Raw genomic sequence first — 21,588 nt, forward strand, 5'->3', positions numbered from 1 at the left:
TTACCTCCGATTACATCTCGGTTACTTGGGTAGGGTAAAAAAAGAAATATCGGGTTTGACTCTCCAATATTTATGAACAAGTAAAATCCACAGCAACAATAATTAGTTTATGATCATAACAGCTCGTATTAAGCACAAAAAGTCCGCCCAATAAAGGGCGGACTTTTTGTGTTAAGACTATATCAGCCGGTATTCCGAAGACCGGCGGCAATGCCATTGATAGTAAGCAATACTTCGCGAAGCAATTCGCTATCGTCTCCATCGACTTCACGGAGCGCTCTAAGCTCAGATAGCAATTGAACCTGCAGGTAACTAAGTGGATCAACGTAAGGATTGCGGAGTCTAATCGACTCCTGAATCACAGGGACGTTATCCAAGATATCCTGCTGCCCAGTAATCTTCAGGATCAGCTCAGAGGTCAGTTTGAATTCATCTTCAATCTGGCCGAAGATCCGTTGACGTGCTTCCTCGTTCTTGCCCATGCTGGCGTATTCCTTAGCAATGATCAAGTCCGCTTTTGAAATAGCCATTTGCAGCGTATCTATCAGTGTAGTAAAGAATGAGAAGTTCTCATACATATGCTGCATTATCTTCAGATTCTCTTCCTTACCCTCATAGAAACTCTGCAGTCCGGTTCCAGCAGCATACCACGCTGGAAGCAAATAACGGCTTTGTGTCCACGCAAATACCCACGGAATTGCACGCAAGTCTTCAAAGCGGTCACTGTTCTTCCGTTTGGAAGGGCGTGAACCAATATTAAGCTCTCCAACCTCAGGCAGAGGGGTGGATTCTTTGAAATAAGTCAAGAAGTCCGGATCACGGAATATCAAATCCTGATATTTGTGAAGCGAAACTTCAGAGATACGGGCAACAATCTCTTCCCACTTCTCTTCATATAAATCCGCTTGTGGAATTCTCGCATTGATCGCTGCAGTCACAAGCGCAGATGTCGCTTGCTCTAGACTGCGGTAAGCAATCCCTTGCATCGAATAACGGGAGGAGATAACTTCTCCCTGCTCGGTGATCTTAATGCCTCCGCCAATCGTCGAGGCTGGCTGAGCTAGAATGCTGCGGTTAAGCGGCATGCCGCCACGGCCGAGCGCTCCACCACGACCGTGGAAGAACTTCAGCTTGATTCCGAACTTATCGGCTGTAGCTGTAATCTCTTTCAGAGCAACACGCAGTTCATAGTTAGCGGTAACCACGCCGCCATCTTTGTTACTATCTGAATATCCAAGCATGATTTCCTGCAAATCATTCATTGCTCTTACTGCATCGCGGTAGATAGGCATGCTGAGCAATCTATTCATAATTTGTGGTGCTTCATGCAAATCATCAATCGTTTCAAAAAGTGGCACTGCTTGCAGCGTACATACGACTGTACCGTCATTATCTTTGCGGAATAGTCCTACCTCTTTGGAGAAGACCATAACCTCCAGAATATCGCTTGCCGCTTCTGCCATACTGATCAGATAACTAGTGATACATTGTTTGCCGTACTCTTCTTGCGAAGCGAAGATCGTCCGGTACACTGCAAGACATTCCTCTGTACCCTCACTATAAGTCTGATAAGAAGAAGTGATTGGACGTGGATCATTCAACAGCTTCTCCAGTAGCTCAATCTTCTCATCTTCAGACAGTTTGGAGTAATCCGGCGTAATGTTCATTTTCGCCAGAATTTCAGTCATAGCATTCTCATGTTCTTGACTGTGCTGACGCACATCAAGTGTCGCCGTATGGAAACCGAACAGCTCCACTTGGCGGATCAATTTCTTAATATAAGTGTCGGCCACATAATCGGCATAGTGATGCCGTAAGCTGCGGTCAATCACGTTCAAATCATGGATAAACTCTTCAGGTGTAGAATAACGCTCAAGAGTATCTTTTTTCTCATCATCCAGAACATTTTGTGTCTTGGAGATCATATAGCTGAGCTTAATACGGTAAGGTTCATTATCATTGCGCCATTCTTCCATCTTGCCAAGATTAATGATCTCACGATCAGCTTCAATGGATTCTACTAGCTCAGGCGTCACCTTAACAATACTTGTGCTAAAGCTAAGATATTTCATGAGTTCACGCATAATCCGTTGATATTCCCGAATCGCCAGCTTACGCTGCATGCGCAAAGTCTGTGAAGTAACTGTAGAAGTTACCGAAGGGTTACCGTCACGGTCTCCACCAATCCATGAGCCAAAACGCAAGTAGGTTGGTACATGCCAATTCTGCCCTGGGTAGTATTTACTGAGACAACGTTCAAGTTCTTGATAAACATCGGGCAATACATGGAAGATCGTCTCATGGAAATAGTACATCCCATTACGTACTTCATCGAGTACGGTAGGCTTACGGTCACGCAGTTCATCCGTTTGCCATAGCGTAATCACTTCATTTAATAGCTTCTCACGGAGCTGTTCACGCTCCCGGAAGGTTAAGGTAGGGTTATCCAGACCCATAACATCATCAGATATCCGCTTATGAATATCGAGAATAGCACGGCGCATAGCTTCCGTAGGATGTGCCGTCATTACAAGTTCCAGAGATAATCCTGCAATAATCTCGTTAACTTCCTCATGAGAGAAATCACGTTCACGAAGCTCTTTAATCGCGCTTTCTATAGAACCGGGTTGAACTGTCTCCCCAGCTGAACGTTCATAGTCACGTTTGCGGCGAATCCGATGGTTCTGTTCGGCAATATTCACGAGCTGAAAATAAATAGCGAACGCTCTTATTACCTGATGACGGTTCTCTGGATCCAAAGAATTGATTAACTCCTTAAATTCACTGTGCAGTTCAGGTAAAAATAGTGAGCGCAGCGATTTACTGGTTTCGCGAATTTTCTCCACGATCTCTAGTAGTTCGTTACCGCCTTGGTGAACCAAGACCTCTCCTAAAATGTTCCCCAAGAACCGTACGTCCCGTCGCAGCAGATTGTTAGAGTTGCTTTTGCTGACGGTAGTCGTAAGTTCGGTCATGCTGCTCCCCCCATTCTCTTCCGGATCAATGTGTTAATTATTGTCTGTCTAAAAATCGCCTATTAAAGCTTTCCTCATATCATACAATAAAACTGCGTGAAAATCTCCAACTTTTTTGCGCTGTAAAGCGACACAGTATCTAAGATTATACACCAATTTCTCAATTTATACAGTCCTTATATTTTATGTATTCTTTCTTATATATAATGGCTCCAGCATACCTTCATTATGTGTATTTAAATACGGAGCGTTCGAATCTGATCGATGAACAGGCCAATAAGCGGAGAATAATGACGATCGCGGTTATATGAATAATAAATATGTCTTTGAAAATTATAATCTGGAATGGTGCGCATTAGCAATCTTCCTCTGGCTACCTCATCCTCCACAGCAAGACGCGATATAAACGAAACGTACTTTCCACTCATAAGCGATTGCTTTATAGCCTCCAGTGAATCCAATAGAATATATGTCCTCGGTTCATTCCCTTCACGCTCAAACCATTTATCCGTCAGTTGGCGTGTGCTCGACTCCTTGTCATGTAATATAAAACTTGCTGAAGCAATCATAGCCGGGTTTAGCTTAGAAAATGAGGCAAATTCATGAGATGGCGCAAAAACAAGCACGAGCTCGTCCTCACACAAGGCTTGAGTATGCAGATCTGGTAGATAAAAAGATTCTGTAGACAAAATACCAAGATCAATCTCATGACTAGCCAGCATTTCTTTGATTACAGGGGAAGGCTTAACCGATAAAGAGATCGTAATCCCAGGATGTTGTTCTCCAAACAGCCCCAATATTTTCGGAAGGATATAAGTAGCTGGAACGTAACTGGCACCAATCTTAAGCGTTCCTCGACCCGCCTGACTGAACTCTTTTACAACCCGCTCCGCTTCTGCAGCTAGTGCATTGATTTTAGTCGCATAATGAAGAAACGCTTTCCCGCTCTCCGTAAGAATCATTTTATCCATTCTGGATTCAAATAACTTCTCCCCCAATTGCTGCTCTAAATTCTTCAAATGGTACGTAACGGTGGGCTGCTTCAGTCCGAGTTTATCGGCTACTGTAGTTATTTTTTTATGTTTATTTAGCAATTCTACGATTTCCAGCTTAATTAAATTAAGGTTCATTATCATCCACTCCTCGCCTATTCACTAAACGGTAACATAGAAGAATTCTATGAATGTTAAAATAAATCGGCAAAAAAGTTAATATCACAGTTACATTCAGCAAATATAGCGGGAATTCTTTACCTTTACAATAAGAACAAGCTTAAGAACAGGCAGGTAGATAGAATGAAGGAAATTACAATCCACAGATTGGAAAAGAAATTCGGAGATGTGCATGCCTTAAAGGCTGCAGATCTGAAGATTCCCGCTGGAAGCTTTACGACATTACTCGGTCCTTCAGGTTGTGGAAAGACGACACTACTCCGTCTGATTGCTGGGCTAGAAACACCGGATGCGGGAGAAATCCTAATGGATGACGAGTTTATTTTCTCAGGCAACAAAAAAATTAGTCGCCCCATCCATAGCCGAAACTTTGGCATGGTCTTTCAAGATTTCGCGCTCTGGCCGCATCTAACTGTCTTCGAGAATGTCGCCTTCGGACTTCGTGCCTCTAAGCAGAAAAAGGATTTACGGATTAGGGTTCAGCAAGCCCTTCGATCCGTAAAGCTGGAAGGACTGGAGCTACGCTTTCCCCATCAGCTGTCCGGTGGACAACAGCAACGGGTTGCTTTTGCCAGAGCAGTAGTTACTAGACCCCAGCTCGTATTGTTCGATGAGCCATTAAGTGCTCTGGATGCGGTCTTGCGAGATGAAATGAGGCTGGAGTTAACCTCCTTGGTGAGGAACATGGGCATTACCGCTCTATATGTCACCCATGATCAAACCGAGGCGATGTCTATGTCAGATGAAGTGGTCGTGATGCAAGGCGGCACTATTTTACAAACAGGCTCTCCTGAAGAGATTTATCAGAAACCAAACCATCCTTTTGTAGCCCACTTTATTGGAAAATCCAACTGGATCGTTCCCGATAAGCAAATGCTTCGTCCGGAACATTTACGTTGGGCTCAGGAGGATGCTTCCTCTCTTCCATTTACGGGGACGATTCGACATGTGAGCTATATGGGTGATCGCTATGAGGTCATTCTGGACATGGAGAACCGAACTACTTGGACCGCTTATCATGATCAACGTCTACCTGTTGGAGAAACGATCCAGGTCTACGCTTCTGAGCACCAGATCCATCATCTGAATTAAGCGTCCACTGCATGGAATAGCTCGTATGATGCTGTTCCATGCAGCAAGATGCAAAAAATATTAGGGAGGCATTCACATTGAAACCAATGAATAACACTAAAGGACTTAGTACACTTCTTCTAACAACTATAATCGGAGCGAGTCTAGCCGGCTGTAGCTCTACTAACACTCCTGCTGCTAACGCAAGCAATCCGACTTCAACCGCTAACACTACAGCTCAAACTGAAGCACCACAACCAACAGAGAAAGCTCTGAGTGGCAGTCTTGTCGTCTACAGCGCAGGTCCTGAGGGTCTAGCCAATAAAATTAAAGACGGCTTTGAAGCCAAAACCGGTGTGAAGGTGGAAATGTTCCAAGGCACTACTGGAAAAATATTAGCCCGTATGGAAGCAGAAAAGTCCAATCCAGTAGTCGATGTTGTTGTTCTTGCCTCCCTTCCGTCCATGCAAGGGATGAAGAATGATGGATTATTGCTTCCATATAAAGAGGCGGTTAATGCAGATAAGCTCGTTAGCGATTGGTCAGACACAGCAGATGGCAATTATTTTAGCTATAGCGCATCCGCACTGGGGATTGTCTACAATACTAAAAAAGTTAGCACACCTCCGACTTCATGGGATGATCTCACTAAAGCGGAATGGAAAGGAACCGTCAATATTCCAGATCCTTCGCTATCTGGCTCAGCTCTAGATTTCGTAACTGGATATTTAAGCGCTAAAGGGGACAGCGGTTGGGATCTTTTTAAACAATACAAAAGCAATGGTATAGCGATGGCGGGCGCCAATCAGGAGGCCCTTGATCCAGTTATTACCGGTGCTAAATCCGTCGTTGCCTCAGGTGTAGATTATATGGCTTATAAGGCAAAAGCTGATGGAGAGCCTGTAGATATCGTCTACCCTGCTGAAGGAACAGTGATCAGCCCTCGCCCGGCTGCGATTATTAAGACAAGCCCGAATGTAGATAATGCCAAGGCATTTATCGACTATCTTCTATCTGATGAAGCTCAAGCGCTTGTAGCTAAAGCCTACTTATTGCCAGGCAGAACCGATGTCAAAGCAGAGAATCGTGCGAATCTCGATGAAATTAAGACATTTGATGTGAAATGGGAATGGATGAATGAACATAGTGATGAAGTTTCCTCGACCTTCACACAAATTTTTAAATAAGCGTAATGAATATTAACTCTTTACGCTCATTTAAATGGGTGAGCGGCGGACTTGCTTTATTTATACTGACAGTGCTCGTACTGCTGCCACTCCTGCTCATTTTTTGGACCAGTATCTATCCCAATGAGCAGCTGGATATAGCCGCGCCACTACGAACCATTATGAGTAGTCATGATCTGGTTGAGGTACTGCTGAATTCTATCGGGCTCGGGGTAAGCGTTATTCTACTAACTACGCTATTTGCACTACCTCTGGCCTGGATTATGGCTAAAACGGACTTAGGGCATCATAATTGGCTGGATGTTGTGCTACTAATTCCTTTTATGACTCCGCCATACATTGGTTCAATGGGTTGGATGTTATTTATGCAGACGGGTGGGTATATGGAACAGTTTCTGCCCGCTTCCTCCGTGCTGACTCCGTATTTCTTTAGTTATGGAGGGATGGTGCTGATCATGAGCCTGCATTTATTCCCCTTCCTGTATTTACTGCTGCGTAATGCGCTTTTGCAGATCGGGGGCAATCTGGAGGAAGCAGCCTCTGTTCATGGTGCTCCGTTCTTTTACAGATTTAAAAGAGTAATCATTCCCTTGCTATTATCCAGCTATGGGCTTGGCGCTCTTCTCATCTTCGTCAAAACGATTGCCGAATTTGGTACCCCTGCGACCTTTGGTCGTAGGATCGGCTTTTACGTTCTGACCTCTGAGATCCATAAGTATATCTCTAGTTGGCCAATAGATTTTGGAAAGGCTACTTCACTAGCTTCCTTGCTGCTCGGAGTTTGTCTCGTCATGTGGTACATCCAGACTCTAATTAGCAGCCGCTTCTCTTATCGCTTAATAGGCGGCAAAGGGACTCGTACCAAACGTTATAAAAGTACTGGTATCGTAGGGGTTCTTAGTTGGGGATATGTTGTTCTACTACTTCTAGCATCAATCGGCATTCCTTATTTCTCTATCATAACAGCCTCATTATTAAAGCTGCGAGGAGAGGGCGTATCTTGGAGCAATCTAACCTTAAAACATTATGCAGAGCTGCTGTCACCGGGTTCTCAAGGTCTTGAGGCCTTATTAAATAGCTTCACATTAGCCATCGTTGCTTCCAGTATCGCAGTTATTCTTGGGACTTGGTTTGCTTTAACCGTAGGAAAAGGGGCTACATTCAAACAGAAAATTACAGATCTGTTCAGCCTACTTCCCAACACAGTTCCTGGAATTGTAATTGTAGTAGGGCTAATCCTGCTATGGAATGCTCGCTGGATGCCTATTCCGCTCTATAATACCTACTGGATGGTTGTGCTAACCTACGTTGTACTGTTCATCCCCTATACTGTTCAGTATGTAAAAGCGAGCTATGGGCAGATCGACTCTTCCCTTATGCAAGCGGGACAAGTATTCGGAGGAAGCAAGCTTTATGTGTTCCGCCGTATCCTGCTCCCTCTCATCCTTCCGGGGATGGTGGCAGGCTGGATGATGACCTTCACCATTTCCAATCGGGAACTGGTAGCCTCCTTACTCATTCTTCCACCTTCAATGCAGACATCGGCGACCTATATTTTTGCCCAGTTTGAACAAGGTGCAGTAGCGATGGGGATGGCCATGGCAGTAATCTCTGTCGGCGTTACTACTATATTACTACTAGTATTAGAATATTTAAGCCCAGATAGAAAGCGGAGACAACGATGAGCACACTAACGATTTGGGGAGGGGCCGGAGAGCATGGCCGTTCCTCCTATCTTTTGCAGAGCAAAGATGGGCAATCTGGTATTCTACTCGATTGTGGTGTCAAAAAAGAAGGTCCAGGTGAATACCCCCTGCTTGATACAGACATCATCCCACATTTGCAGGCAGTGTTTCTGTCCCATGCGCATGAGGATCATTCCATAGCACTTCCTCTACTATATAAGTACGGATATTCAGGTAAGGTATGGACAACGAAAGCTACCGTTAAACAGCTTCCCGATTATTTCGAAGCATGGGATAAATACGTGGCTGCTCAGTCCGCATCACTACCTTATGAAGAAATAGATAAGCAATCTATCCAGTTCATGTATTTGGAGGAGCATATCCCCCCTCAGACTTGGCTGAGGATTGCACCTAATCTTCGTGTACAATGGGGGCGAAGCGGACATTTAGCAGGTTCGGTTTGGCTGATCCTCGAATGGGATGGAACAATCGTATTTTTCTCAGGGGATTATACGAAGGAGTCGCTGCTGCTCATGGCAGATTCACCTACGATTATGGAAGCCGGAGCTAAAAATGATGTCGCCGATCTATCCATTATCGATGCCGCTTATGGCGCGGATCCTGATGAGCAGCTTATAAAGTTACAGCAACTAGAGTCAGCGATCTCTAACACTCTGCAAAAAGGGGGGGCTATCCTCCTTCCGGTTCCTATCCATGGCAGAAGCCAGGAATTGATCGTATGGGCAACCGAGTGTTTCCCGGATAATCAGCTGATCGTCGAAGAAGAGCTCATAGCACCTTTAAGAGGGTTGAGCGATAAGACCGAATGGCTGAAAGAGGGCGCTATGCAGCGCGTTGATATGCTTTTTAATAGAAAGAACTTGTGCATTGTATCTAATTCAGAGGAACGTGCAAAGGCATTGTTGAATCTCAAAAGCTCAATCGTGTTTACCAATGACGGAATGATGCAGTCGGCAAAAGCACAAGAGTATTTTCACCAGCTCTCTGCTTCTCCTGACAACCATGTGATTTTTACGGGACATTTGGCGGCAGGTAGTTTCGGGCACCGTCTCATTAAACATTCTATGGTAGAAGAATCTAGCGACACGAGATGTACAATCTCACTCATTCGCTATAAAGTCCACCAAGGCTTACCGGATATTCGAGAAATGCTCCAAACGGTTCCCAGCCGCCGGTCGGTGCTCGTACATGCTCCCAAATCGCATATTGATCATGTCACTTCTATATTAGAAGGTGAAGGTTTTGGAGGGCTGTACTCTTTGCTGCCTGGAAGTACGCTTTCGTTCTGAAGCTTAACTATGTAATCTCGTAAAAAAACAATGGGGCTCTTCCTTAGGTCTATTCAGACTTTTTGGAACAGCCCTTTTTTATGATTCGTACCTATTATCCATTTACTCTTTCGTTGTCCCCGGGCGATCCTTAAAAGCTAGCTCAAACAACCCCGTCGCAGATAAACCAGCCAGCCCTCCAGCCCAAAGCCGAAGGACGATATCCAGATCGGTAAAAGGATACGCTGCCGCTCCGATGAGCAAGCCTATTAATAGTCCGATAATTGGGACTGCATTACGCGGGATATTGATACTATTTTTGACCAATTGAACAAGTGCCAGTACGAATACAGCTAATATTGAGGCAAACGCCATAACATCATCTAAAATCTCTCTAGTTTCCATGATAGATACCTCCTTAGTGAGTACTTGTAATCTCAACCGTTCGAGTGGCGGAATCATAACCCACCTGTGCACCTAGCGCTTCTGCAATAATACGAACGGGAACGTAGGTGATGCCTTTTTCAAGCACTCCATCTGCAACCTTAACCCCGTTAACCTTTACGACAGCTATTGCGTCACCCTTCAATGTTTCCTCCTCCTTCCGATTGATGATTTTGTACGCTGCCTCCACTGCCGATGTTGAGGGCTTTGCCCCTGTTCGTAACTGAGTGAGCGTTAACCCAAACACCATTTGAAAATGAGGGTAGTCCTTGAAGCTAGTCCAATCGCCACCCCATTCGAATCCAAGTGTCTTGGCCTCTTTTACAACCTCCTGCCAATCTGCAATCTGATTGTTATTCCCGTCCAGTCGCATATCCCATGACACACTCGATCCATTCTGCAGCAAAAGAGCAAAATCTACGGCTAGTCCAAAATTGTGGTAGCTATACCCGCCACGCGCATTGGTAACAATCGCTCCAGGCTTAGTGCGACCTTGTGCGTAAAGAGCATCCTGCTCGGCAATTGTGCGGAGGCCTTGGGTAATGAGAATGGGGATGTTGAGTTTGTAGCAACGTTCAATTAGAGCAGTAGCCGCGGAACGGACTACGGGATGTAGGTTGGTTAAGCGCGAGGCTGATTTATTTTTTACCTGCATTAGTGTCAGCATGATGATCCTCTTTTCTGTCTATCTTTTTCACATAAATGAATTGATCATATCTCCCGGAACGCGTCATTAAAGCCAATATAATAATGCCGACTGTTGTTCCGAATTGAGCAATAGCCCAGCTATAGTTCAGCCAAATTAGCCGTGCCGCCGAGTCCGCTCCTAGTAGAGCTACCAAACGGAATAGTAGAATGATTAACATATTGAATGTATAGGCCATTAAGAAAAAAAGCATAGCCAGCATAAACACGCTGACCACACCTTTTCGGAATCGTTCATAAAAATATTGTCTGTGGCGATAAATGATGTATACTCCACAGGCTGCAGTAGTGCTATATAGCAACAATAATAAAAAATCAATCATGTGCATCATGATCCCCTCGATCATAAACTAAATATTTGGCGAATCGGTTACGGTCAATCTCCTCCTGAATTTCCTGCGAGACATTTATATAATGACTTATGGTCAGCGTAACGCTGGTAGAGGCTCTGCGGAGCTCCATCTCTTTATCAACATGCCGGGGGAGAAGCAGCCGCCGAATCCATTGTGACAGCATTCCTAACTCCCCCTGTCTTCCGTATGGTCAATCTTCAGTTTCTTTAAGACGTCCAGTGTCGGCTGCATAAACTCCGAGCGCTCCTTGTCCAGAATCGCTTGCAGACGATCCCGATCCTCCTCTGCACGATCCAGCAGTTCTCGCGGTACAAGGTTCCCTTTGACAATCGCACGCAATAATACCATGAGCACAATCATCAAAATAAACGCAACAATATAAGCCAACCCATACTTATCCGCCAGCGGAAGCAGCTTCTCCAACTGCGCAATATCCCCCTCTTTCATTCGTCCGCTCCTTTCTGTAATGATGTTGGTGCAAAATAGCCCCCGGCACCACCGAGGGCACAAAAAAAACACGCTCCTGTGTGGATGCGTGCAAGTTATATAGCTGATGATTGCTCAGAAGAATTATGCTCAACAAATGGTATATCTGATCGTTTATCGATAATCTGCACCTTTACCAAAATCTCATTATCCGGCTGCATGTTATAGGAAGAAATGATATCCTCTATCGGACCTTCCTCACGATCATAACGAGTGATGCATGCGTTAGCCATTAAGCGAATCTTGGCGGCTGTTAATGAATTCATTGTCATATTACAACTGACCTCCTTTTGGTTTTATATACTCAGTAATTCAGCCACGATGACTTCGACGTCTTGAAGCCGGTCCTGCAAAGCCGTATTCTCTGCGCGCAGTTGTTCGACTTCGCTTAACTCTGGCGGTTTGTTGGCTTCGGCCTCTAGGTAGGCTTCCCACGCTGCTTCGAGTTCTACTTCTGTTGGTTGTGGTACGTCTAGGTTCCAGCCGGCGATGTATGGGCCACGTTCAATAATGTCGTAGTCCTTGCCCTCGATTAGTAGGTTATAGTCGATGCCGTAACGGTAGTGTATACCCTCTACTGGTTCCTCTCCTTTATCCGGCTGCTTGATTTCATACAGCACCTTACCTTTCTCTTCAGCTCCCGGGTACAGCTTCGGCTCCGGCCCGTTATCCTGTACGGAAAAATTTTGCATTGGGTCACCGGTTGGAAATAGATACATAATTGCTGATGCTATGTTCATCTTCATTCCTCCTTTTATGCTATTCGCGTTACACAAAATGAGCCGCCTGCTACTGTGTTTATATTGTAACCTCCAATATAGACTTGGATATCAAGATAATCTCCAGCGCTTAAATACATAGTTGTTGTACCTGAAAGAGAAGCATCACTTAGCACTGAGGATGTTGAATCTTGAAATCTCCAAACGACTGCACCATTCCTTCTTAAATCCATTAAAGTTCTGGCTTGCGCAGGTAACGCAGATAACGGTATGGTCACTGTTACCAAATAGACACCAGACACTTTGGCGGTAAACCTAGATAAAGATGCATCATACTCGTTAAAAACATCATAATCTTCTCTCCCGAACAGAATCTTTGTAAAAGTTGACCCGGTTATAGCTTGGGATGAATTAGCAACGGCTTCGCATCTACTTCTAATGGCTGTTGTATTATCTCCCCATGGATTAAGAACACCTTCCCCACCAACTATCACACCACCAGAAGCACTAGCATTTCCGGCTGTGGAACTTGCTTGTGTTCCCGCCCAATTTATTTGCGATCCGAGTTCTGCATAATAATTCGCTCCATTACCTGTTCCGTTAAAGTTTTCCGCATAACATTCAGCCGCATTAACTGCATCTATAACGCGCATTTTGTTAGAAATCACACAAGCAGTTAAACGCGATTTAGATAAATTGAGAGAAATGCCTGTTTGTGTCGGCGCATTCGCTGTGGAAATAACTTGATTCATAACAGCGCCGATTGATGAAGTGATAGATATCGGCGCCATTGTTGTAGTGGTGCATGTAAAGCTGTCCACTGTCACAATAATTGAACAGCCAGTCAAGGCAACACTTTGCACAAAAGTAGTAGCCGCCGAAACTCCGACAACATATAAACTACCCTTTCCGCTATAGCCACTTAGCAAAATGCTTTCCGCGTATGTTCCAGCCCCGACATAGACGTTAACCACATGATTAACCATTTGCGGAATTACACTAATCGCTTTTTGAATCGTCCTAAACGCCCCACCCGCCGTATTCACCAACCCTGTATTATTGTCATTCCCATCCGTCCGCACATAATACGTAATATCAGCGGTAGTCTGCTGAGGCGTAGTAACCAATGGCGCCTTACCATTCAACTGCCCCTGGATCCCGCTAGTCACCCCATCCAAATACCCGAACTCCGTGTTCGAGACCACGCCAGTCCCAATCTTCGAGGCATCAATCCCAGCCGCAGCATTAACGTCTGCATTAACAATCACCCCAGCCGCAATAGCCGTAACTCCATCACCATTACTAGTAACATCCCCCGTGTGATTAGGGTGCGCATAATTATTGGCACCCGCAGCAATCCCCGCCAGCTTCGTTTTCTCCGCCGTAGTGTAGTCGTTCGTGGACAGCTGTTTCCCAGTAACTTTATCAACCTTGCCAGTTACGGCATTATCCAAGATGTCCATATTCCCGTTCAGATCGGCAATATCAACGATATCTGTTCCCTCTGGTTTCTTTAAGCCCAAATTTCCTGTGGTTTGCATGTGTCACTCTCCTATCTATAAGTTCTTAATTCGTTCCATGTCTTACTGTGTGCACTCTCCCAGGTCAAAGCCTTAACAGAGTCCCACCAGGTATAGCTGAACACAAATTCATAAGCTAAATGCGCAGGTTTTATCTCTTCGATAATTTGAATCAACCCTGCCATATTCGGAGGTATGCCCAGTGTACTCACAAAATGAATCTCAAAACGGTACTCATCAGGCACTTCCTTAACTTCAACCACTCCACCTGAAAAAGCGGACGCCGTCCGCTGGATCATCTCCGGCGTTGTCGTCCCGTTTCCACGCAGCTTCGCTTTAATCATCTCTCGGCGTGTGGCATATGACTTGGATGAATCGATATTCAGTCCAAGCTCGGCCTCCCAACGTCCAAGGCTCACAGTTGCCGTTTCAACAAACGCCTGATCCAGTACATCTATAGTGCCTACCTTCAGTCCACCAATTTCTAGCCCGATGGTCTCCTGAAGCTTCTCCATTTCACGGACATCCTTATAATAATCTGGCAAATACTGCATTAGATCAGGCGCCTCGACTTCACCCGGATGATTCGAATCTTCATCTGCGGAATACAATAATTCGCTGAATAAAGAGTTGCCATAGCTCATCCCCTACACCCCCTTCATTTGATTCCAAGTTAGAGGGCCTTTAGGCAGATAATCATGTGTATGCGTCGCTGGAGGAAACACTGATGGCTTCCCCTCTACCCCCGCCCAAGCTACACTATCCGCTTGTTGAGCAAAATCTACCTTGCCATTGTTATTCGTATCGTAAATGCTTTTCAGCATGTCTCCGGTACTTTGTGCCGCAACTAGCAAGACATTCCCAGCAGCAGAACCGATATATAGCTTACCTGTGTCTGTACAGTAGCCAAGCTCACCAATAGCCAGTGCTCCAATCGCACTTTCCAATCCGCGGCGTATTTGAATCAATGTCTTTAAAGCCATTGTCCCGCCCCCTAGAAAGTTCCGCCATCAATACTGGCTACGGTAAGTTTATTGCCATTCGCCGCATCATAAATGATGCTACTTCCATCCACACTTACAGCTACACCGGCACCATCTACAGTGATCCCTTTTCCAGCTGTAACCGCAATCGCGTCTGCAGTGACCGTAATCCCATTGCCTGCACCAATATTCAGCGTCACAGCATCGGCCTGTCCACCACCAATCAGTCCGTTTCCAGCTGTAATGGTCTGTAATGCACCACCCGTTCGAACCCATGCGCTGCCGTTCCAGCTATAAATCTTCTGCTCATCATCAACATAAGTGGTCCAGCCTACGGCAGGAACATAAAATACCCAAGCAGCAGATTGGTACTCCACGATTTGATTCGTTTTTCCCGCCCATGCCCCAGTTGCTCCAGCTGGAATAATGTATCGATCACCCTCAACCGGACTGGCTGGTGGAGCCAGCAGGTTCTGATCTTTTACCGACGCTTGCGGTTCGATGTTATGCTTAGCCAGCTCAATTTCATTTTTAATCTTTTGTGCAGACCACAAGTCTGTAATCGTAGTCCCGGCATCATTGATTGTCCGGTGCTTGGTCACATCGTCAATGTGAGTCTTGATCTCAGCGGCAGTCTTTACATTCGTGCCATCTGATACTTTATTGATATGTCCCGCACTAATATCCGCTTTAAGCACCTTCGCGTAGGTTGCTCCATCAGCGATATCGTCAATTGTACCCGTCAGGTCACTAAGCTTCTGCGCATTCACCCGCCGCCAAGCTGCCCCATCATCAAAATATAAATATCCGCTATTCGAACCCGTAGTCACGTAATACAACCGGCCAACGGCTCCAGCAACTGGACGCGAGGCTTCTGGTCCGGACAACGCCCTTCCGACCATGGAATTAGACGTACCGTCACCAATATAAACTTCCTTTGTATCATTGCAAAAACCAAGCTCACCCGCCTTCAACACGCCATAACTCGTTAGCTCAGCCTTTGTTCCCCGCTTTATTTGTATGGTCTGTGCCATTTTACACCTCTCTTCTGAATGATCCTCCGTCAATCTGTCCCTTGTTCTTATACCGTTCTATTTCAGTTTGAACAGCAGTAAGACTTTCCTGCAAACCGTTAATATCCTCTGCTTCAACGGTATCGCCGGGGGTTTCGTAAGTCACATAAACCTCAGGCACATCGGCAAAAATCTTAATCAACCGTCGCCACGGCGCTTCATCCGGAAAAGACACCGTAAAATTACGTAGCTCGATCCCGGAATACTGTGACCCTGTGTACACTGCGATGCTCTGATTATTGATGTTGTCATGCGCAAGCGCACCACTATACATGCCATTTACAAGCGATAATCTCTCTTCAATAACATAACTGGCACCGTTTGCTTTTTTATTAAGCTTTTCTTGAAAAATATCAATTTGCTCTGGATAACCCATGCTACACCTCCAGTAAAACATTGCCGAACAACGGCACTTCTTCTTCGCTCAACATTACGTTGCCCGCTCCACTGTTCAGCTTCAGCTCACTGTAATCTGCGACTCCCTCAGTAGCTAGCAATAGTGCACCAATTACAGACTGACTAATATAGGTTGCTGAAAAAGCCTTCTCCTTGCGATAGCTCTCAAGAGTCGCCTTGAATTCTTCATTAACAGCTTGCAGCGCATAACCTGAAGCAAGGGTTACTTTTGCACTTATACTGATGCTTTTGCCCGTTGCCGACGCCACCGATACAACAGCACCTACAGGGGCTTGCCCCTCACCCTCTCCAGAGACCGGATCAATGTAATGCTGAACCTTAGTCACCAGCAGCTCAGAAGCAGGAAGTTTCTCAGCATCTACGATAATCACCTTTACCGTCTTAGGACCATTCCATAATGGAAAAACACGAGCGCCACCTACCCCTGCAACCTGCATTGCCCACTCCATGTAGTGATATTTATTGCCGCTAGTAGCTGGGCGTCTGGCTGAATCCAAATAACGCTGGCGAAGCGATTCATCACTTTCGGCGTTCTCCCCAGGGATCAGAAGAGAAGCTATTTCTCCGCGTGCAAGGTCTGAAATATAATCCACCGGCAGCAAAGAGCCAAAATATCGGTTTCCTTCTTCTCCAGCGGTTTCACTCTCCAACCGATACACTCCAGGAGATAACTTTTCCACAGCCGTATAATTCAGCATATCGAGAGAGAACCGGCTGCCGAGAGGTACATCCAGAAGTCCCCCATCCGCTTTATAAAAAATCCCCTTCAGCTGCGCTTTGCTCGCTTCACGCCTTACAATTCCTGACCAGGAGATACTTCGCTCCAAGTACTCACCGGTAGCCGTATCTGCAAAATACAGATTATTATTCACATCCAGCTCAATGTACATTTGCGCTAGCTCTGCTGCTGCCGGAGCCAGCGCATCATAAATGATGCTGCCCTCGCGTTTATCCAGACCTGACGGAACCCGGTCCAGCATCCGTTCCAAAAGAGCCTCATACGTCTGATCCTCATACACCCTCATTCCACTCCTTTCTCAGCTGAAAATTCCCATAACGTGTGACCACCTTACAATCAAAGGTTAGATTATCCCCGTTAAAAGAGACCTCAGTATTTTCTAAGCTAAGGATTCGTTCATCCTGAAGTAAGGCTTCACTAACGACACGTCTGATTTCAGCTCTGACTAACAGCCGATCCTTACCCAAAACCAGCTGCCACTCTGTTCCGTAATCCGAACTGTAAATCAGATGTTCAAATCTATTGGTTCGCAGAATTTTGGCCGCTGCCTGCTGCACTGCCTCAAGTCCATCCGCTTGGCCAGTGATCCTTTTTCTGTCCCAATCCATTCGGTAGGTGAGACTAGGGTTTTCCCCACGCTCAAGGTTGACCTCGCCTTCAAGAAGGGCGGTTATCGGTCCAGCTTTTCCAATCGCAGGAATCATATTGGACTCACCAGCCGATCCAGAACAATATAGCTTTGTCCGCCCTGCATCCGAACCATCAGAACCCGATCTCCAGAGGCAAGTCCTCGACGCACTACCAGTTCTCTACCCTCTAGCTCGACTTTACATTCCATTACCGATTCAGGCAGCACTAGCGCATTCCCCGATAAAATAAAACGTTGATCCACCTGGATCTGTAAGGGAGCTACCTCCGTTACCGTCCCATAAGAAAAAGCCACGGGATTTGTATTTCCCACGGCTCCTAGGCTTGCTTTTTTTATAATATCCAACATCATTTCTACACCACCTTTATATCGAGGGACATCGTATGCTCCCCACCGGAAATCTTATGACTGCATTGATCCACCAGAAACACCTGAGTCTTAAATTCATCAAGCAGGACATATATGAAATTACCAGCCCTTACGCGCATATCACCAATCGCCTGTACGGAGAGACTAAGCTTTTCACGGTTGTGCATTTTTAGCAGATTATTTGCCTTCTCCTGAATTTGTGCAGCATTCGCTTTGTCATCAGCCTTCTGATACAAGTGGAGGATACCCCAGCGTTTCACATTATCCTTATCGCTAACCGGAAAGAAATCACGCTTACCAGACTTCTCATTATCCTTGTATAAAAAGATCGTGTTGTACGTATCATCATCAATACTTTTTTTGAGCGAATAGTCATACAGATAATGCCCCGCTCCCAACACCAGATTAAGCAGCATAGACTCCGGTTTTCGCAGTGTTAGCTTACCAAAATCATCGTAAAAGGCCATCAACCGCCCCTTATACTGAAGCTCACTGCCGATCGCTCCCATAATGATGTCCAGCAGCTTTTTGTCATCCTCGATTAAAGAGGGAATCCGGTACTCTGTATCCTCCAGCACACCTGTCTGCAGTCCGTAGTCTTGCGTTATTTTTTTTATAACATCATTAGCCGTAACATCCTGCAAAACATAACTGCCATTGCCCAGCAAATAACGCATCTGATCATAGGCAGTCAGCTTAATCTCCTGATCCGAGCCTGTATCAATACTGAACACAAACCCGTAGAATACATCCACATTATCTTTGCTGAACTGAATAATATCACCGTTGCTGATACCGAACTTAGGATGCTGATAGATTCCACTGTCCACAAGTGTTAACTCTAGCGTTGCCGGTTTGCCAGACCGAGCTGTTTTCCACGAAATATCCGAGACGATGCCTGAAATATCCCATAAATGCCCTTCCTTATTCTTTACAAGCAGCTCCATAACAGCCTCCTACGGCAGCTTAATGACCTTACCGATTGGAAGCTTCCTCAGCTCGCTATCTTTAATGCCATTAAGTTTCTGGATTTCCCAACACCTATTACCATCTCCAAGGATTTCTTTAGCGATTTTCCATAGATTATCTTTAGATTTCATGATATACGTTTTAGGTTTGGGAGTTTCGTTCGCCCGCTTCTGTTCTACCTTCACTTCATCCTTGACGACTTTAACAGCTACCGCCTGATAAAATACATACTTTTTGAGAGATAACGAATATTCAATATCCCCTGATGTACCTGCACTGAGCTTCCAAGAGAAGCTTTCAATACTCATAGCCATATTCACACCGAAATCAATCTCTATGGATTTATCCTCACTAGTCGATGAATCCTTTAACCATTTCTTGGCGTCGTTTAGCTTCCCATCAGCTTTTTTCAAGTCATCAGTATAGCTCACCCCGGAAAATACAAAACGAATAGGTCTGCGACTCGTCATCCACTTCTTAATCAGCTCCACATATTCAAAAGGTCTCTTCAACCCGTCCTCTTGTACTAATACAAACGGATACCTTTGTGCCGGAAAAATACTTTCGATTGTGATCTCCGTCAGCTTCGGATAAGCAATCGTATTAATCTCACCTAGATCGATAATGGTATAGCTCTTCCCATCCCCGCTTTCCTTGATTTCCAAAGTCTCTGGATTGACTGGCAGTCGGAATGCTTCCGCCTGATTATTAAAACCAAGAAATATCCCGTACTCTTCCACGTTACGTATACACCCCCTGCGCCGTAGAGACAAACTCCTCGTTCAGCTTTTGCCCAATCTTGTTGATAATCGAATCAATGTCTCCGGCATTATTAATATTCCCGGTCGTGACCTGCACCGTCGGCGTCAGCTCTACAAAATTCTGGATCGCCTGAATCTCAGCTAACTCCCGCAGCATTTTCAGATCATCGCTGGAGATGTCTACGGTGTCGTTGATGGATCCGAGTTCATTCACACGGTTGACGGTGTTTAGATTACCCGGAGCCCCTGCATTTTGAAAAGAACCCGTAGATGAAGGTGTATTCAACGTAGGAACTGCTGGAATTTCAGGTACGGTAGGCGTTTGCAAAGGTTTTGACAAATCCCCTGAATGGGTTGTATTCCACTGATTTAACGTGTTCTCATTACTCGTATTTCCACCTATATTCAATTTCTTTTTCAACGCATTAATATCAAAATTCTGGATGTTTTCTGCCTCTGCATTAAAAGAAGCTCCAATATCCATTTGCAAATCTTTTTTGAACTGACTGTTATCAACCTCTTCAATATGAAGATTGATCTCCGACTCTATACCAATAAATTTACCAACAGCTCCAACTACTTTATTTATACTATCTAGCAAAAAGTTCACGGCGCCAATAATACCATTAACAAATCCGGTCCAAAGATCGATAACAAAGCCTACGAATTCTGCAACGAGCTGTCCCAGTCCTCTGAACATATTCGCCAAAAAGTCCCTAACCGGTTGAAGTGCCGCTACTATCCCTAAAAATGCCACTATTAGCGCAACTATAAGTCCAATTACAAGTGCAATTGGATTAGCACTCATCACAGCGTTGAAAATGCCTTGGGCTGCGGTAGCAATTCCGGTAGCAATAGATGAAATTCTAGTTGCAATTGTTGAGGCATTCATCGCGATTGCTAAGGCAATCACTCCAGCAACAACACCCAAAACAATCGGCAAAACAACAGGGTTGCTAAGAACACGCCAGAGATACAATGCACCTTGTACGACCTGCGAGAATACTTGTGCAAGTATCGCCAGTCCAATCGCTATCCCATCGATAATTGGCTGAAAGCTTCCATCTGAAAATGCCTGGTTAAGAATGCCTAATAGTGGTGACAATGCCGCAAGAGCACCTTCTCCCATACCAGCCAGAGAGTTGTTATAGTTTCCAAGAAGAGCTTGCCATTGATTAACGGGCGAATCCATCATGGTTTGCAGCGACTCACTCGTCATACCTGACGTTGTCATAATATCTCCCAAAGTACTCAAAAAGGCTTCCATATTGCCTGTTCCGGCCACCAGATCAAGTCCGCCCAGATCCTCTTTATCCAGTTGAAGCATAGATGCTAAATCACTGGAATCGCCCTCAAAAGCAGAAGTAATCGCCGATGAAGTATCACCAATATCCTTACCCTCCGGAGACATCATGCTAAGCCTTGTGGAATAATCCATAAGCTTATCTAGCTGATCCGTATTTTGAGTTTTAGGATAAAACGACAACACACTTTCCATGGACTTGTTTACATCCTGTCCTGTTTCTAGTGCTCTCTTCTTGAATTTATCAAACATAGCCACACCAACATCAGCATTTCCGGTTTTGACTTTAAAAAGATCTTCCCACTTTTGCTGTTCGGCCGCAGGCGCAAGCACCTTTTCCATAACTCCTTTAACTTTATCCAGCACACCCTTGGCTTTCCCAAAAGCACCTGTAATCTTTTCCCAAGTGCCCGCCTGCTGTTCAGCACCTGCTGCTCCTTGTTCTGCCGCATCGTTCAGTCTCTCCTGAGCTTGTACTGCGCCTCCAATAGAAGCTTGAATTCTGGTATAAGCTGCACTGTAATTGTTAGTGATGTTGTACACGGGTTTATTGACTATTTTCATACTTATTCGGTTTAAAGTTGCGGAAAAGGAATTTGAAATATTTGCAGAAACCTGAGTTGTAATTTGATTGGTTATATCATTGATCCATTGGTTGGAGACTTGCTGGATTCCAGCTATATTGTTTTGCATACCTGCCATTCATTCACCCCCTCATC

Annotated in this window: 24 protein-coding genes; 4 read left to right on the plus strand and 20 right to left on the minus strand. The window is 45.2% G+C overall.

The features are described from left to right. Positions 1–182 precede the first annotated feature (182 nt). Both ppc and ACN6MV_RS27985 read right to left on the minus strand, forming a co-directional pair. Entirely contained in the window at positions 183–2,975 is a 2,793-nt protein-coding gene (ppc, locus tag ACN6MV_RS27980) for a phosphoenolpyruvate carboxylase (protein WP_419885308.1), read from the minus strand. A gap of 236 nt (positions 2,976–3,211) precedes the next feature. Beyond that, positions 3,212–4,105, minus strand: coding sequence for a LysR family transcriptional regulator (locus tag ACN6MV_RS27985; protein WP_419885309.1), 894 nt, complete (start codon positions 4,103–4,105; stop codon positions 3,212–3,214). Between the two features lie 165 nt (positions 4,106–4,270). On the opposite strand from ACN6MV_RS27985, the gene ACN6MV_RS27990 reads away from it, so the two are divergent. The 4 genes from ACN6MV_RS27990 (at position 4,271) to ACN6MV_RS28005 (ending at position 9,400) form a co-directional block, all read left to right on the plus strand. Then, the gene (locus ACN6MV_RS27990; protein WP_419885310.1) at positions 4,271–5,239 is read left to right on the plus strand and encodes an ABC transporter ATP-binding protein; all 969 of its coding nucleotides are present in this window, start codon (positions 4,271–4,273) and stop codon (positions 5,237–5,239) included. Between the two features lie 86 nt (positions 5,240–5,325). Further along, complete coding sequence (locus ACN6MV_RS27995) at positions 5,326–6,405, plus strand: ABC transporter substrate-binding protein (protein ID WP_419886826.1); 1,080 nt, start codon at positions 5,326–5,328, stop codon at positions 6,403–6,405. 5 nt (positions 6,406–6,410) lie between these two features. After that, the gene (locus tag ACN6MV_RS28000; RefSeq protein ID WP_076120979.1) at positions 6,411–8,090 is read left to right on the plus strand and encodes an ABC transporter permease; all 1,680 of its coding nucleotides are present in this window, start codon (positions 6,411–6,413) and stop codon (positions 8,088–8,090) included. Beyond that, positions 8,087–9,400 carry an MBL fold metallo-hydrolase gene (locus ACN6MV_RS28005; protein ID WP_419885311.1) on the plus strand — a complete coding sequence of 438 codons (1,314 nt, stop codon included), beginning with the start codon at positions 8,087–8,089 and terminating at the stop codon, positions 9,398–9,400. Before ACN6MV_RS28000 ends, ACN6MV_RS28005 begins: the two co-directional genes overlap by 4 nt. A gap of 102 nt (positions 9,401–9,502) precedes the next feature. Here ACN6MV_RS28005 and ACN6MV_RS28010 read toward each other — a convergent pair whose 3' ends face one another. The 18 genes from ACN6MV_RS28010 to ACN6MV_RS28095 all read right to left on the minus strand — a co-directional run bounded on the left by ACN6MV_RS28010 (position 9,503) and on the right by ACN6MV_RS28095 (position 21,571). Continuing rightward, entirely contained in the window at positions 9,503–9,784 is a 282-nt protein-coding gene (locus ACN6MV_RS28010) for a holin (protein ID WP_149647924.1), read from the minus strand. Positions 9,785–9,797: 13 nt separating this feature from the next. Then, positions 9,798–10,490, minus strand: coding sequence for a M15 family metallopeptidase (locus ACN6MV_RS28015; protein WP_419885312.1), 693 nt, complete (start codon positions 10,488–10,490; stop codon positions 9,798–9,800). Beyond that, positions 10,462–10,851: a hypothetical protein gene (locus ACN6MV_RS28020; RefSeq protein WP_419885313.1), complete on the minus strand. Its 390-nt coding sequence runs from the start codon at positions 10,849–10,851 to the stop codon at positions 10,462–10,464. The genes ACN6MV_RS28015 and ACN6MV_RS28020 overlap by 29 nt, the downstream gene beginning before the upstream one ends. Next, positions 10,844–11,044, minus strand: a complete 201-nt coding sequence (locus tag ACN6MV_RS28025) for a hypothetical protein (protein WP_419885314.1) — start codon at positions 11,042–11,044, stop codon at positions 10,844–10,846. Before ACN6MV_RS28025 ends, ACN6MV_RS28020 begins: the two co-directional genes overlap by 8 nt. 2 nt (positions 11,045–11,046) lie before the next feature. After that, the gene (locus ACN6MV_RS28030) at positions 11,047–11,328 is read right to left on the minus strand and encodes a hypothetical protein (RefSeq protein ID WP_076301001.1); all 282 of its coding nucleotides are present in this window, start codon (positions 11,326–11,328) and stop codon (positions 11,047–11,049) included. A 95-nt stretch (positions 11,329–11,423) separates the two neighbouring features. Continuing rightward, positions 11,424–11,639: a hypothetical protein gene (locus tag ACN6MV_RS28035; RefSeq protein ID WP_419885315.1), complete on the minus strand. Its 216-nt coding sequence runs from the start codon at positions 11,637–11,639 to the stop codon at positions 11,424–11,426. A 24-nt stretch (positions 11,640–11,663) separates the two neighbouring features. Then, on the minus strand, positions 11,664–12,143 hold the full coding sequence (locus tag ACN6MV_RS28040) for an XkdW family protein (protein ID WP_419885316.1): 480 nt from the start codon (positions 12,141–12,143) through the stop codon (positions 11,664–11,666). Next, entirely contained in the window at positions 12,122–13,627 is a 1,506-nt protein-coding gene (locus tag ACN6MV_RS28045; protein ID WP_419885317.1) for a C1q-like domain-containing protein, read from the minus strand. Before ACN6MV_RS28045 ends, ACN6MV_RS28040 begins: the two co-directional genes overlap by 22 nt. Positions 13,628–13,638: 11 nt before the next feature. Then, entirely contained in the window at positions 13,639–14,250 is a 612-nt protein-coding gene (locus tag ACN6MV_RS28050) for a putative phage tail protein (protein ID WP_419885318.1), read from the minus strand. Positions 14,251–14,253: 3 nt separating this feature from the next. Further along, positions 14,254–14,589, minus strand: coding sequence for a hypothetical protein (locus ACN6MV_RS28055; RefSeq protein ID WP_081954205.1), 336 nt, complete (start codon positions 14,587–14,589; stop codon positions 14,254–14,256). 11 nt (positions 14,590–14,600) lie between these two features. Beyond that, positions 14,601–15,623 carry a DUF2793 domain-containing protein gene (locus ACN6MV_RS28060; protein WP_042131189.1) on the minus strand — a complete coding sequence of 341 codons (1,023 nt, stop codon included), beginning with the start codon at positions 15,621–15,623 and terminating at the stop codon, positions 14,601–14,603. Position 15,624: 1 nt separating this feature from the next. Then, on the minus strand, positions 15,625–16,038 hold the full coding sequence (locus ACN6MV_RS28065) for a hypothetical protein (RefSeq protein ID WP_042131191.1): 414 nt from the start codon (positions 16,036–16,038) through the stop codon (positions 15,625–15,627). Position 16,039: 1 nt separating this feature from the next. Beyond that, positions 16,040–17,104: a baseplate J/gp47 family protein gene (locus ACN6MV_RS28070; protein WP_349651466.1), complete on the minus strand. Its 1,065-nt coding sequence runs from the start codon at positions 17,102–17,104 to the stop codon at positions 16,040–16,042. After that, on the minus strand, positions 17,091–17,522 hold the full coding sequence (locus ACN6MV_RS28075; protein ID WP_419885319.1) for a DUF2634 domain-containing protein: 432 nt from the start codon (positions 17,520–17,522) through the stop codon (positions 17,091–17,093). The genes ACN6MV_RS28070 and ACN6MV_RS28075 overlap by 14 nt, the downstream gene beginning before the upstream one ends. Beyond that, on the minus strand, positions 17,519–17,815 hold the full coding sequence (locus tag ACN6MV_RS28080) for a DUF2577 domain-containing protein (protein ID WP_076121002.1): 297 nt from the start codon (positions 17,813–17,815) through the stop codon (positions 17,519–17,521). Before ACN6MV_RS28080 ends, ACN6MV_RS28075 begins: the two co-directional genes overlap by 4 nt. Positions 17,816–17,820: 5 nt before the next feature. Next, the gene (locus ACN6MV_RS28085) at positions 17,821–18,783 is read right to left on the minus strand and encodes an XkdQ/YqbQ family protein (protein WP_076120989.1); all 963 of its coding nucleotides are present in this window, start codon (positions 18,781–18,783) and stop codon (positions 17,821–17,823) included. 9 nt (positions 18,784–18,792) lie between these two features. Further along, positions 18,793–19,545 (minus strand): LysM peptidoglycan-binding domain-containing protein, encoded by a 753-nt coding sequence (locus ACN6MV_RS28090; RefSeq protein WP_042131195.1) that lies wholly within the window; start codon positions 19,543–19,545, stop codon positions 18,793–18,795. 1 nt (position 19,546) lies between these two features. Next, entirely contained in the window at positions 19,547–21,571 is a 2,025-nt protein-coding gene (locus ACN6MV_RS28095) for a hypothetical protein (RefSeq protein ID WP_419885320.1), read from the minus strand. Positions 21,572–21,588 lie beyond the last annotated feature (17 nt).

The sequence above is a fragment of the Paenibacillus sp. B-A-8 genome (genome assembly GCF_048572915.1).
In the GTDB taxonomy this organism is placed as follows: domain Bacteria; phylum Bacillota; class Bacilli; order Paenibacillales; family Paenibacillaceae; genus Paenibacillus_AQ.

What these genes read in the sequence shown, in the direction of transcription:
- ppc (WP_419885308.1), bottom strand. Translation starts at nt 2,975, where the DNA reads ATGACCGAACTTACGACTACCGTCAGCAAAAGCAACTCTAACAATCTG.
- ACN6MV_RS27985 (WP_419885309.1), bottom strand. Translation starts at nt 4,105, where the DNA reads ATGAACCTTAATTTAATTAAGCTGGAAATCGTAGAATTGCTAAATAAA.
- ACN6MV_RS27990 (WP_419885310.1), top strand. Translation starts at nt 4,271, where the DNA reads ATGAAGGAAATTACAATCCACAGATTGGAAAAGAAATTCGGAGATGTG.
- ACN6MV_RS27995 (WP_419886826.1), top strand. Translation starts at nt 5,326, where the DNA reads ATGAATAACACTAAAGGACTTAGTACACTTCTTCTAACAACTATAATC.
- ACN6MV_RS28000 (WP_076120979.1), top strand. Translation starts at nt 6,411, where the DNA reads ATGAATATTAACTCTTTACGCTCATTTAAATGGGTGAGCGGCGGACTT.
- ACN6MV_RS28005 (WP_419885311.1), top strand. Translation starts at nt 8,087, where the DNA reads ATGAGCACACTAACGATTTGGGGAGGGGCCGGAGAGCATGGCCGTTCC.
- ACN6MV_RS28010 (WP_149647924.1), bottom strand. Translation starts at nt 9,784, where the DNA reads ATGGAAACTAGAGAGATTTTAGATGATGTTATGGCGTTTGCCTCAATA.
- ACN6MV_RS28015 (WP_419885312.1), bottom strand. Translation starts at nt 10,490, where the DNA reads ATGCTGACACTAATGCAGGTAAAAAATAAATCAGCCTCGCGCTTAACC.
- ACN6MV_RS28020 (WP_419885313.1), bottom strand. Translation starts at nt 10,851, where the DNA reads ATGATTGATTTTTTATTATTGTTGCTATATAGCACTACTGCAGCCTGT.
- ACN6MV_RS28025 (WP_419885314.1), bottom strand. Translation starts at nt 11,044, where the DNA reads ATGCTGTCACAATGGATTCGGCGGCTGCTTCTCCCCCGGCATGTTGAT.
- ACN6MV_RS28030 (WP_076301001.1), bottom strand. Translation starts at nt 11,328, where the DNA reads ATGAAAGAGGGGGATATTGCGCAGTTGGAGAAGCTGCTTCCGCTGGCG.
- ACN6MV_RS28035 (WP_419885315.1), bottom strand. Translation starts at nt 11,639, where the DNA reads ATGACAATGAATTCATTAACAGCCGCCAAGATTCGCTTAATGGCTAAC.
- ACN6MV_RS28045 (WP_419885317.1), bottom strand. Translation starts at nt 13,627, where the DNA reads ATGCAAACCACAGGAAATTTGGGCTTAAAGAAACCAGAGGGAACAGAT.
- ACN6MV_RS28050 (WP_419885318.1), bottom strand. Translation starts at nt 14,250, where the DNA reads ATGAGCTATGGCAACTCTTTATTCAGCGAATTATTGTATTCCGCAGAT.
- ACN6MV_RS28055 (WP_081954205.1), bottom strand. Translation starts at nt 14,589, where the DNA reads ATGGCTTTAAAGACATTGATTCAAATACGCCGCGGATTGGAAAGTGCG.
- ACN6MV_RS28060 (WP_042131189.1), bottom strand. Translation starts at nt 15,623, where the DNA reads ATGGCACAGACCATACAAATAAAGCGGGGAACAAAGGCTGAGCTAACG.
- ACN6MV_RS28065 (WP_042131191.1), bottom strand. Translation starts at nt 16,038, where the DNA reads ATGGGTTATCCAGAGCAAATTGATATTTTTCAAGAAAAGCTTAATAAA.
- ACN6MV_RS28070 (WP_349651466.1), bottom strand. Translation starts at nt 17,104, where the DNA reads ATGAGGGTGTATGAGGATCAGACGTATGAGGCTCTTTTGGAACGGATG.
- ACN6MV_RS28075 (WP_419885319.1), bottom strand. Translation starts at nt 17,522, where the DNA reads ATGATTCCTGCGATTGGAAAAGCTGGACCGATAACCGCCCTTCTTGAA.
- ACN6MV_RS28080 (WP_076121002.1), bottom strand. Translation starts at nt 17,815, where the DNA reads ATGTTGGATATTATAAAAAAAGCAAGCCTAGGAGCCGTGGGAAATACA.
- ACN6MV_RS28085 (WP_076120989.1), bottom strand. Translation starts at nt 18,783, where the DNA reads ATGGAGCTGCTTGTAAAGAATAAGGAAGGGCATTTATGGGATATTTCA.
- ACN6MV_RS28095 (WP_419885320.1), bottom strand. Translation starts at nt 21,571, where the DNA reads ATGGCAGGTATGCAAAACAATATAGCTGGAATCCAGCAAGTCTCCAAC.